The organism is Streptomyces sp. NBC_00727, assembly GCF_045161745.1.
Classification (GTDB): domain Bacteria; phylum Actinomycetota; class Actinomycetes; order Streptomycetales; family Streptomycetaceae; genus Streptomyces.
Genome location: NZ_CP108981.1, coordinates 2,222,325 through 2,233,148, shown reverse-complemented (window position 1 = coordinate 2,233,148; position 10,824 = coordinate 2,222,325). Strand labels below are relative to the sequence as shown.

Sequence of the window (10,824 nt, the reverse complement as noted above, 5' to 3'; positions counted from 1 at the left end):
ACACAGGGGGTACGGGATGGAACACCGCACACGGAAGTACCGGGGCGCAGTGGGGCTGTTGCTCGCGGCCGGCGTGCTGCTCACCGGCTGCTCGGGGGAGGACGGCGGCGGGAGCAAGGCGACGTCCGGCCAGCGGCGCGCGGGGGCGCCCGCACCGGCCTACACCGGCGGGGCGAAGGAGGACGCGAAGGGCGCCGAGAAGAACGGCGACGAGGCGGACCGGCTCAAGGAATCCGCCCCGCCCGACTACCTCTCCACCTTCGCGCTGGACGTGGACACCGCCTCGTACGGCTACGCCCGCCGCACCCTCGCCGACGGCCGGCTGCCCGGTCCGCAGACCGTGCGGCCCGAGGAGTTCGTCAACAGCTTCCGCCAGGGCTACCACCGTCCCACGGGCAACGGCTTCTCGGTCTCCGTGGACGGTGCCAGGGCCGGCGGCGAGGACGAGGACTGGTCGCTGGTCCGGGTCGGCCTGGCCACCAAGGCATCGCCCACCACGGCCGAACGCCCCCCGGCCGCCCTCACCTTCGTGGTCGACGTCTCCGGCTCGATGAACTCGCCCGACCGCCTCGGCCTGGTCAAGACCTCGCTCGGCATCCTCACCGACGAACTGCGCGACGACGACTCGATCAGCCTGGTCACCTTCAGCGACGAGGCGGAGACCGTCCTGCCCATGACCCGGCTGAGCGGCCACCGGAGCAAGATCCGTGACGCGGTCGACTCGATGGAACCCGGCGCCTCCACCAACGTGGGGGCGGGCGTCGAGCGCGGTTACGAGGAAGCGGTGGAGGGCCGTCGCAAGGGCGTCAACAACCGCGTCGTCCTGCTCTCCGACGCGCTCGCCAACACCGGCGACACCGAGGCCGACGACATCCTCGAACGGATCGACTCCGCCCGCCGCGAGTACGGCATCACCCTGTTCGGCGTGGGCGTCGGCAGCGACTACGGCGACGCGTTCATGGAGCAGCTGACCAACAAGGGCGACGGCCACACCACGTACATCGCCGACGAGGAACAGGCCCGCAAGGTCTTCGTCGACCAGCTCCCGGCCCACCTCGAACTGACCGCCCGGGACGCCAAGGCGCAGGTCGCCTTCGACCCGAAGACCGTCGAGAAGTTCAGGCTGATCGGCTACGAGGACCGCAAGGTCGCCGACGACGACTTCCGCGACGACTCCGTGGACGGCGGCGAGGTGGGCCCCGGCCACACCGTCACCGCCCTGTACGCGGTGCACCTGCGCGACGGCGCCTCCGGCCATGTCGCCACGGCGACCGTGCGCTGGCTCGACCCGAAGACCCGCGCCCCGCACGAGAGGACCGGCTCGGTGGAGACCGGCGCCGTCACCGGCAAGCTGTGGGGCGGCCGGAGCGCCCGGCTCCAGGTCACGGCGGTGGCCGCCTACTTCGCGGAGAACCTGCGCGGTACCGGCCTGCCCGGCGCACCGGGCCTCGGTGAACTCGCCGACCGGGCCGAGAAACTGGCCGCGAGCACGGAGGACGCCTCGGTGACGAAGCTGGCCGACGCGATCGGCCGCGCGGACCGGCTGAAGAGCGGCGACCGGGAGGACGGGACGGGCGCGGAGGAGGGCGAGATGGACTGACGGGACCGGTACGGCCGGCGCGCCCGCGTCGGCCGCCCGCCGCGCCCTGTGGCCCCAACAGGTCGTACACGTCGGCGAATTGCGGCGACGTGTACGCCCGTACCGGGCCATGATGGGCCCCATGGCATCCCTGTTCCTGACCCTCGCCGTGATCACGACCGGCCTCTACGCCGGATTCCTGCTGACCTTCCTCATCGCGGTGATGCCCGGCCTGGCCGTCCTGCCCGACGACGGCTTCACCGCGGCGATGCGCCGCTTCAACGAGAAGGTCCCCGGCCCGGTCTTCCTGGTGCTCTTCCTCGGTGTCATCGCGTTCCCGGCCGTCCCGGTGTTCACGGAGGCCGGTGAGAAGACCTGGCCCCTGCTGATCGCGGCCCTGGCCTGCGCCGTCGTCTCGCACCTGATCACGATCGCGGGCAACATCCCGCTGAACAACGCGCTCGCTCAGTCGGAGGGCGGCGACGACACGGCGGCCCGCACCGCGTTCGAAGCCCGCTGGAACGCCTTCCACCGCATCCGCACGGTCCTGTCCCTGGCGGCTTCCGTCCTGCTGGCGGTTGCCGCGTAAAGGGTGACGCCCGAAGCTTCCAAAAGAAAATGGCCGGGAATATGGGAGAAGGCGCGGTGCGTGGAATTCCGGTGCATTCCAAAGGATCAGGGCGCCGGTAATTCACGCCTCTGCCTTGGTTGTTCGGGTATACTCCGCTCGTCGCTTCAGCGGAACTTCGATCCACATAGGAATCCCAATGACTCGCCTTGGCAAATCCGAAGCTCGAACCCTCGAGCTGCTCGCGCAGGACCTGTCCTCCGACGCGACCGTGGAGGAGCTTCTGGTCGAGACCGGTGCCAGGCGTCAGCTGGACCTGTCCGACCTCAGCCCCAAGGAGCAGGCGGCGCTGATCGCGGGCCGGACCGTGGGGGTGCTGCCCTCGGAGGACGCGCTGTCCTCGGCCATCGAGGCCGCCCGTGGGGAGGGGCGGCCGCTGCGGGTCAAGCTGGGTATCGACCCCACGTCGTCCGACGTGCACCTGGGGCACACCGTCCCCATGATCATCCTGAGCCGGTTCCAGCGCATGGGGCACGACATCGTTCTGATCATCGGCGACATCACGGCGAAGATCGGCGACCCCTCAGGGCGCTCCGACGAGCGCCCGCCGCTGACGGACGAGGACATCGCGAACAATCTCGCGACCTACCGGGACCAGGTCTCCCCTTTCTTCGACTTCGAGCGTGCGGACTTCCGTCGTAACAGCGAATGGCTCGCGGACATCCGGCTGCCGGAACTCATCGGCGTCCTTTCGCAGATTCCCGTTTCCATGTCGTTGCAGCGCGAGGACTTCCGGACCCGGCTCGCCCAGGGGCACGGCCTGGCGATGTCCGAGTTCATCTACGCCGTCGTCATGGCGATCGATTCGGAGAAGATCCACGCGGACATCGAACTCGGCGGTGTGGACCAGCTGCTGAACATGCAGATGGGCCGCAAGGTCATGGAGATCGCGGGCCAGAAGCCGCAGCTGGTCATCACCATGCCCCTGATCGAGGGCACGGACGGCAGCGGTGCCAAGATGAGCAAGAGCAAGGGCAACTACATCGCCCTGACCGCGACCGCGGACGACGTCTTCGGCAAGATCATGTCCATCCCGGACCGGCTGATGGTGCCGTACCTCAAGGCGTGGACCGAGTGGACCGACGCCGAGGTGGACGCGGCCGTCGCCCGCATCGAGAGCAAGAGCCTGCACCCGATGGACCTCAAGAAGGTCCTCGCCGGTGAGGCCGTCGCCGCGGTCCACGGCCTCGAAGCCGCGATGGCCGCCCGCCGTCACTTCACCGCCCAGTTCTCCCAGCGCAGCTTCGGTGACGTCGAGTCGCTGCCCGTCGTCCCGGCCGCCCACGGCAACGACCCGGTGGCCGCCGTGCTCACGCAGGTCCTGGAGTTCGCCGCCAGCACCTCCGCGGCACGCCGGCTCGCCAAGCAGAACGCCCTCCGGATCGTCGTCGAGACCGCCGAGGGCCAGAAGACGGTGACCCTCTCGGAGGACGACGTCACGCGCCCCCTCCACGAGGCCGTCAAGACCGCCCTGGCCGCCGCCGGCGACACGACCGGCGCCGACACGGTCTACCTCAAGGCGGGCCGCAAGCTGGCGAAGATCGAGGGCGTGTAACCGCCAGGACGCGGTTGACCGGAACGGGCGGGCGGGGCGCATGGGCCCCGCCCGCCCGACGCGTATGCGGTGCCGACCGCTGGATGCTGTGTGCCCCCGGCAGGACTCGAACCTGCGGCCAAGCGCTTAGAAGGCACTTGGCCTAACGTTATCTCTACCCTCCTGACCTGGCATTTTATAGATCAGTGACGCATCGTCAGCCGTTTTGGGGGACGCATGTGGGACGATCTTGCTCGCCGACTGGTGGTGGGATCATGGAGGGAGAGTCCGTAGCGATTCGGGGACCCCGTTTCCTTGACGAGGGGCGCCACGGGCGAGACCTGATCGAGGTGCCGACCATGGATACCACCTTTGACGTCAGGGTCTGGCAGATCGAGCGGGGCTCCGGGAAGCTGCGCGAGTCCTACGGGGTCCGCTGGTCCGTCGGTGGAAAGCGCCATCGCAAGGTGTTCCAGACGTTCGCCTTGGCCGACGGTTTCCGAGCTGAGCTGGTGACCGCGACGCACGCCGGAGAGCCGTTCAACATGTCGACCGGCTTGCCGGAACGGCATGAGCCGAGAGCTTCCTCGGTCGGGTGGTACGACTTCGCCGTCCAGTTCACGGACGCCCAGTGGCCGCGTGTGTCGGCGAATCACCGGAAGAACACGGCGCGCACGCTGATGATCGTCACCACTGCGCTGATGGACCGGGAGCCGCCGGGCGTCCCTTCTCGCCGAGTCCGTACGGCCCGGAGCGAGTGGGCTTTCAATACCAACCGCCGCGGCGAGGCCGCGGATGACGTGGTCGCGGTGCTCGGCTGGGTGCGACGGCACACTCCGACCATGGACGCCTGGACCGATCCGCTCATCGTCCAGGATGTGCTGCTGGTACTGGGGACGCTGCTGGACGGGAGACGGGCGGCCGCTTCGTCCGTGAAGCGGCATCGACGGGTCCTGCATCTGCTGATGCGGTACGCGATCGTCCGCGGCATTCTGCCGTTCGACCCTGTTCCCGAGTCGCGGAACCTTACACAGCGGTCTGTCAGTGCGATCGACCGACGCCGTCTGCTGAACGAGCGGCAGGCGGCGCAGCTGCTCGGCTGGATCCGTGGCCGGCCGCGCAGCGGGCAAAGACTGCAAGCATTCTTCGCCACGTTGTACTTCACGGGGCTGCGCCCGGAAGAAGCGGTAGCGTTGCGTGTCTCGGACCTTGTCCTGCCCGGCTCGGTGGTAGGGCGGTGGGCCGACATCGTGGTCCACACTGCCGAGCCCGAGATCGGGCGCACGTGGACCGACAGTGGAACCCGGCACGATCAGCGACGTCTGAAAGCCAGAGCAGAGGGTGAAACACGCATAGTGCCGTGCCCTCCGACCCTGTCCACCCTCTTGCGGGCGCGTATCCAGGAGGCGAGCCTGCGCCCCGGCGATCGGCTCGTTCCCGGGGAACGCGGCGGAATTCTCGCCGGTTCCGTCTACCGCCGCATGTGGGACCACGCCCGCAGGGCAACCCTGCCACCCAACGTATACGCGTCACCGACAGGGCAACGCGTGTACGACCTTCGGCACACCAGGCTGACGATGTGGCTGAACAACGGCATTCCGCCTGCTCAGGTGGCAGAGTGGGCCGGCACCAGTGTTGCCATGCTGTTCGCCACATACGCGCAGTGCATCAGTGGTCAAGAGCGAGATCTGCGGCAGCGACTCGACGAGATGCCGGACGTCTCGGCCACCCTGATCGCGTGATCGCCGGTGAGGATCACCGCTCGCGCCGGTAGGGGTCCGTGTACGGCTCCATGGACTGGCGGACCTCGTCCCGGACCGGGTCCATGAGGGGCCCGGGGGCGTAGTAGCGGGCGCGGGCCTTGCCGTGAGGGACGAGCCAGCCGCGGGCCACGAGCTCCCGGATGTCGCGGATGGCTTGCTGGTCGCTGAGGTCGGCGTCCTGCTGGTAGACGGTGCGGCGCACCTTCGCGTCGGAGAAGGCGGGTAGCAGGGCATAGACCACCCGCTCGTCCAGACCGGCGGCCTCGACGCCTTCAACCAGGCGGGTCCAGGCTCGCGACATGACGTCGAAGCGGCGCTGGGCCTGCTGGGCCTGGCGGTGGTGGGCGGTCAGGCAGAACCGGATCCAGGGGCGGGTATCCCGCTCGGGGCTCCAGTGCGGTCCGCCCACCTCCTCCAAGATCTGGTAGTAGGCGTAGGTGTTCTGTCCCCGGCCGAGCCATTCCTCGATGGAGGAAAACTCGGGGGGCATCAGAGCCTCGCGGGAGAACACGAGCGTGGACAGAGCGCGGGACATACGTCCGTTGCCGTCTTTCCATGGATGGATCTTGACGAGGTTGAGGTGGGCCATGGAGGCGCGGACGTGGACGGGTGCGTCGAGGTCGCCCTCGTTGAGCCAGTCGATGAACTCCGACATCAGAGCCGGAACGTCCGCTTGGTCCGGTGCGGTGTAGGCCGGGACGAGAGGGTCGTCGGGGCTGGTGACGTAGACGGGTCCGTCGCGCCAGCGGCCGGGGCGTTTGTCGAGGTGGTGGCCCTGCAGCATGAAGTGCAGGCCGTTGAGCAGGCCGGCGTCGTAACGGAAGTCGTCTCCGGCGTCGGCGAGGGCCTGGATGTAGGTCATGCCACGCTGGTAGCCCTCCAACTCGGCACGAGTCTTCTCTCCGGTCTCCAGGGGTTCCTCACCTGACATGAGGGCTTCCACGTCGTCGACCGTCGCCGCGTATCCCTCGATGGTGTTCGATCCGGCGATGGCGCGGGCGGTGAGGTTGCGGCGCAGTTGGCGGGTCCAGCGCGGGGTGGCGCGGAGCATGTGGCGCAGGGAGCGGCGCATGCTCTCGATCTCGTCGAGGGCGCGGCGGTCGTCGGCGTTCAGGGAGGGCGTTACGTACAGCATGACTCAATGACATGATAATTGTGTTACGAAGTCAACCTGGTCGCTGGTGATTCCTTGCCATGGTCCGCAGCCCCTCGCTGCTGCGGGTCCTTGGTCGTGGCGTGCTGCCTCCCGATCTTCCGCGGCGCAGGTGGTGGGTGCAGGCGTCAGCCCGGCTGCCTCGGCCGTTAAGTTTTTGCCTGGTCGAACGGCGCCTCCTCTTCGTCGCAAGCGCCCGGGCGAGGGGACCTTGTACATGTCGTACAGCGGGCGGCTGAGCGGCTTCCTCGACGAGGTGAGGCGGCAGGGAGGGTGGCGCGCTGTTGCCCTGTGAACTCTGTCAATATCTGCGTCTTCCGTAGTAGTCTGCGGGACGCGCGGGAGGCAAAAAGTGGCTTGATCACGCGTCTGTAGGCGGGGAGCGTCCACATCTATTGAGAGAACGTCCAGGGAGTTCAGATGTCCACGCCGCGTGCCGTACCAGTATCCCTGGCGGAAATCGCTCGCCTCGCGGGCGTCGGGCGGGCCGCCGTCAGTAACTGGCGGCGACGTCATCAGTCGTTCCCCGCACGGATCGCCGGCACGGACGTCAATCCCCAGTTCTCACTCACCGACATCGAGAACTGGCTGCGTGAGAACAAGAAGCTCAAGAAGTCCGCCGAGCGCGAATGGCTCTGGCCCCGCTTCGAGGCGCTTGGCGGACGGGACGAGACGGGGGCGGCGATCGCCGAGGTGGGCAGGCGGCTCGCCGGGCAAGGCGCGACAGGTCAGTCCGCGCGTCCGGCGAAGTCTGGGTACCCGAAAGAGGCAACGGACCTCATCGAACAGGCCGTGGACCTCGGGCAGCGCGAAGGAGGACCGGAGTCCTTCGCCTTCCTGCTGCGCCGCTGGCTCGACGTCCACGTACGCCAGATCGCCACGACCCCCGAGCCACTTGCCGCGCTCATGGCGGACATCGCCACCCGCGTCGCCGCCGTCGATGGCGGCATCACGGCGATGGACCCCGCCTGCGGCACCGGCCACCTCCTGACGGCCGGGGCCGAGATGGCCGAGGAGCAGGGCGGCGGGGCGCCGACCCTGCTCGGCGGCGACCGCGACCCTGTCCTCGCCGCGCTCGCCGAAGCACGCCTGAACCTCGCCGAGCAGGCACCGCGGACAGAGCCCGCCTCCATCGACGTACGCGCGGGGGACTCGCTGCGTGACGACCCCTTCGCCGACATCCCCGCCGACATCGTGCTGTGCAACCCGCCGTTCAACGAACGGAACTGGGGGTACGAGGAGCTGGCCACGGACGCCCGCTGGAGCCACGGGTTGCCGCCGCGTACTGAACCCGAACTCGCCTGGGTCCAGCACTGTCTGGCGGGGCTGCGGCCGGGAGGCGCGGCCGTGCTGCTGCTGCCTCCCGCTGTGGCGGCGCGCAAGGCCGGCCGCCGCATCCGCGGGTCCCTGCTGCGCACCGGCCAGCTGAAGGCCGTCGTGGCGCTGCCGCCGGGGTGTGCCGCGCCGCACAGCGTCTCCCTGCACCTGTGGGTGCTACGGGCGCCCGCGGCAGGTGAGGAGCCACCCGTGGGCGGCCACCTGATGGTGGCTGACGGAGTGTCCCGCTTCCCCCGGGATCCGGGCCGTGAATGGGCCCCCGACTGGGCGGCGATCGGTGACTTCCTGCGCGAGGCCGTGGGGGGGACGGACCCGGCCGAGGGATCTGCCCATGTGCAGCGCGTACCCGTCATCGAGCTGCTCGACGACGAGGTCGACCTCACTCCGGGACGCCACATCACCCCGTCCCCGGCGGACAGTGCGCCCCGACTGGTCGCTTCCTGGCGGGAGTTCAAGGACCTCACCGCCAAGGTGACCAAGTCCGCCCGGCTGCTCGCGGCGCTCGAACTCGCCTCTGCGGCGCAGGACACACCCACGGCCACCACCGTCGCCGAACTGGCGCGGGCGGGGGCGCTCACCCTGCGCGGCGGCCAGCAGCCACCAGAGACGGCGGTCCGCACCGGGACGCCGTCCGCCGAGGACATTCCGCTCCTGACGGTTCCCGACCTCCTGTCGGGCGGCGCACCCAGGGGACACCTCGCCGGCGACGACCCGGCGCTGCGCGAAGCTGTGATCGCCGCACCCGGAGACATTGTCGTGGTGGGAGTGGCGCGGGCCTTCTCCGCCTGGGTCCACGAAGGAGCACCCACCGCCCTGGGCGCTCAGCTGCACGCCGTGCGGGTGCAGCCCGAGCAGCTGGACGCCTGGTTCCTCGCCGGTTCGCTGCGCGCCCCGGCCAACGTCCGCCAGGCCGGGACCCATGCGACGAGCTCCTCCCGCATCGATGTCCGCCGCCTCCAGGTCCGCCAGGTGCCGCTGCGCGAACAGCGGCGCTACGGCGAGGCGTTTCGTGAGCTCGCCGCCTTCGAACAGCTGGCGCGACGCACCGCCGAGCTCGGTGCGGACCTCGTCCACGACCTCGGTGACGAACTGGCGGCCGGGCGTCTCGCGGGCGGGGCGTAGCGCGTCCGGCGGTGTGAGGAGGCGGAGCGTGTCACGGCGCCTCGCCGTCCGTCCGGGCCTGCGAGGCGCCATGACCGTCCGCGTCCGCAAGCCGTGCCGAGAGCTGGGCGTCGACCTCACGTCGTACGGACTCGACCTGCACGGCGTGCTCGTGAGGCAGGCCCGCAGCCGTGCGGCCCGCGGCGTCGACCGTGGCGACGACGGCCTCCAGTTCACCGAAGACGAGTCGGCATTCGGCCAGCCGCAGCCGGATCACCGCGCGCTCCGCCCGTTCGGCCGGACCATCACCATGCAGGAGAGCGTCGTCGATCCCCTCGTAGAGACGAGCCGCGGAGCCGAAGTCCCCGGCCAGACGGAGCCCGTCCGCCGCTCCTCGCCACACACGGCGCGCCAGTGGGCGGCGCGCTCCCCACTCCCCGCGCACCCGTTCCGTCAGCGCGCTCAGACGACCGGTCGCGTCACCGGGTTCACCGGTGGCGATCTCCGACTCGGCCCGCGCGCAGAGCAGTTCCACCGCGCGGGCGTCGAGCCACTCCGCCTCGCCCTCCGCCAAGGGCGGGACAGGGGACGCGGCGGGAGCGCGGAGTGTGCGTACGGCCCGGTCCGCGGGCCGGCGAAGCGGCGCCGTAGCGTCGGGGTGGGTGCGCGGACGGGGCCCGTGGTCACCGGGCTGCGGGCCGAGCGGTTCGAGGACCGCCAGAACCTCGTCCACGGGCGGTCGCTGTCCGGGCTGCTTGGCGAGCATGCGCAGCACGAGATCGTCGATCGCCTCGGGGATGCCCGCGGCGTACACACTCGGCGGCAGCGGCTCCTCGTAGAGATGTCTTTCGGTCAGCCCGGAGTCCGCGCCTAGGGGGAACGGCGGGCGCCCGGTGAGCAGTTCGTAGAAGACGCAGCCGAAGCAGTACACGTCCGTCCGCGCGGTGGGCTCGCGCTCCAGCAACTGCTCGGGCGCGAGATAACCGCGGGTGCCGAGGGTGGAACCGTGCGCCGTGTACCGGGTGGCGTCGGACCGCAGCGGCTTGGCGATGCCGAAGTCGATCAGGACGACCGCCCCCTCGTCGTCGATCATGATGTTGGCCGGCTTGAGGTCCCGGTGCACGACGGGCAGCGTGTGCGCGCAGGCCAGCGCTCCCGCCATCTGCACGGCGACCGCGATCGCCGTCGCCAGCGGCAGTGGTGTGTGCTCGTCGAGGAAGGTTCGCAGGCTCACCCCGGTCACCAGCCGCATGGCGATGTACGGCACGCCCCGGTGCGTTCCGCTGCCGTACAGCTCCGTGATGCCCGGGTGGTCGAGCGTGCCCAGAAGCGTGGCCTCGCGCCGGAACCGGGCGTTTCTGACAGCGAGTTCGGCCTCCCTTTCCTCGGGGTCCAGGGCGTACAGGGCCTCAGAGTCGTGGCGCAGGAACTTCACCGCGACCTCGCGACCCGCTGACGTCGCGCGACCTTCGGAAGCCTCGCTGTCCGTGGAGATCTCGCGGGCCTGCCAGACGTGGGCCATCCCGCCCTTGCCGAGCGACTCCGCCAACTCGTAGCGCCCGTCGATCAGGTCACCCGTGCCGGGCCTGTACATCTCCGCGTACGAATCCACGTCCACGCCGCGCCGCCCCTTCGTCCTTCCGCACCATCCGGCACAACAGACTAGCGTGAAGTGGCTACTCTATTAGATCTTCATGGACTCAGTTCACAGATGTGTGGCATGCTGGA

At 69.6% G+C, this 10,824-nt stretch carries 7 protein-coding genes and 1 tRNA gene; 5 read left to right on the top strand and 3 right to left on the bottom strand.

What is annotated here, in order from left to right; genetic code table 11:
• Positions 1–16 precede the first annotated feature (16 nt).
• The 3 genes from OG242_RS09895 to tyrS all read left to right on the top strand — a co-directional run bounded on the left by OG242_RS09895 (position 17) and on the right by tyrS (position 3,762).
• The gene (locus tag OG242_RS09895) at positions 17–1,600 is read left to right on the top strand and encodes a von Willebrand factor type A domain-containing protein (RefSeq protein ID WP_405897790.1); all 1,584 of its coding nucleotides are present in this window, start codon (positions 17–19) and stop codon (positions 1,598–1,600) included.
• Between the two features lie 121 nt (positions 1,601–1,721).
• Positions 1,722–2,168: a DUF1772 domain-containing protein gene (locus OG242_RS09890; protein ID WP_405897789.1), complete on the top strand. Its 447-nt coding sequence runs from the start codon at positions 1,722–1,724 to the stop codon at positions 2,166–2,168.
• 178 nt (positions 2,169–2,346) lie between these two features.
• Positions 2,347–3,762 carry a tyrosine--tRNA ligase gene (gene tyrS / locus OG242_RS09885; RefSeq protein ID WP_405897788.1) on the top strand — a complete coding sequence of 472 codons (1,416 nt, stop codon included), beginning with the start codon at positions 2,347–2,349 and terminating at the stop codon, positions 3,760–3,762.
• Positions 3,763–3,853: 91 nt separating this feature from the next.
• Here the strand turns inward: tyrS and OG242_RS09880 are convergent.
• Positions 3,854–3,934 (bottom strand) — tRNA-Arg (locus OG242_RS09880).
• Between the two features lie 166 nt (positions 3,935–4,100).
• Here OG242_RS09880 and OG242_RS09875 point away from each other — a divergent pair.
• The gene (locus OG242_RS09875; RefSeq protein WP_405897787.1) at positions 4,101–5,483 is read left to right on the top strand and encodes a tyrosine-type recombinase/integrase; all 1,383 of its coding nucleotides are present in this window, start codon (positions 4,101–4,103) and stop codon (positions 5,481–5,483) included.
• A 13-nt stretch (positions 5,484–5,496) separates the two neighbouring features.
• Here OG242_RS09875 and OG242_RS09870 read toward each other — a convergent pair whose 3' ends face one another.
• Positions 5,497–6,639: a Fic family protein gene (locus OG242_RS09870; protein ID WP_405897786.1), complete on the bottom strand. Its 1,143-nt coding sequence runs from the start codon at positions 6,637–6,639 to the stop codon at positions 5,497–5,499.
• Between the two features lie 438 nt (positions 6,640–7,077).
• Here OG242_RS09870 and OG242_RS09865 point away from each other — a divergent pair, with 438 nt between their 5' ends.
• Entirely contained in the window at positions 7,078–9,117 is a 2,040-nt protein-coding gene (locus OG242_RS09865) for an N-6 DNA methylase (RefSeq protein WP_405897785.1), read from the top strand.
• Between the two features lie 31 nt (positions 9,118–9,148).
• Here the strand turns inward: OG242_RS09865 and OG242_RS09860 are convergent, their stop codons facing one another.
• Positions 9,149–10,714, bottom strand: a complete 1,566-nt coding sequence (locus OG242_RS09860) for a protein kinase domain-containing protein (protein WP_405897784.1) — start codon at positions 10,712–10,714, stop codon at positions 9,149–9,151.
• Between the last annotated feature and the right edge of the window lie 110 nt (positions 10,715–10,824).

Excerpts from the sequence above, each read along its gene's own strand:
- OG242_RS09875 (WP_405897787.1), top strand. The coding sequence starts at position 4,101 with ATGGATACCACCTTTGACGTCAGGGTCTGGCAGATCGAGCGGGGCTCC.
- OG242_RS09895 (WP_405897790.1), top strand. The coding sequence starts at position 17 with ATGGAACACCGCACACGGAAGTACCGGGGCGCAGTGGGGCTGTTGCTC.
- tyrS (WP_405897788.1), top strand. The coding sequence starts at position 2,347 with ATGACTCGCCTTGGCAAATCCGAAGCTCGAACCCTCGAGCTGCTCGCG.
- OG242_RS09870 (WP_405897786.1), bottom strand. The coding sequence starts at position 6,639 with ATGCTGTACGTAACGCCCTCCCTGAACGCCGACGACCGCCGCGCCCTC.
- OG242_RS09865 (WP_405897785.1), top strand. The coding sequence starts at position 7,078 with ATGTCCACGCCGCGTGCCGTACCAGTATCCCTGGCGGAAATCGCTCGC.
- OG242_RS09890 (WP_405897789.1), top strand. The coding sequence starts at position 1,722 with ATGGCATCCCTGTTCCTGACCCTCGCCGTGATCACGACCGGCCTCTAC.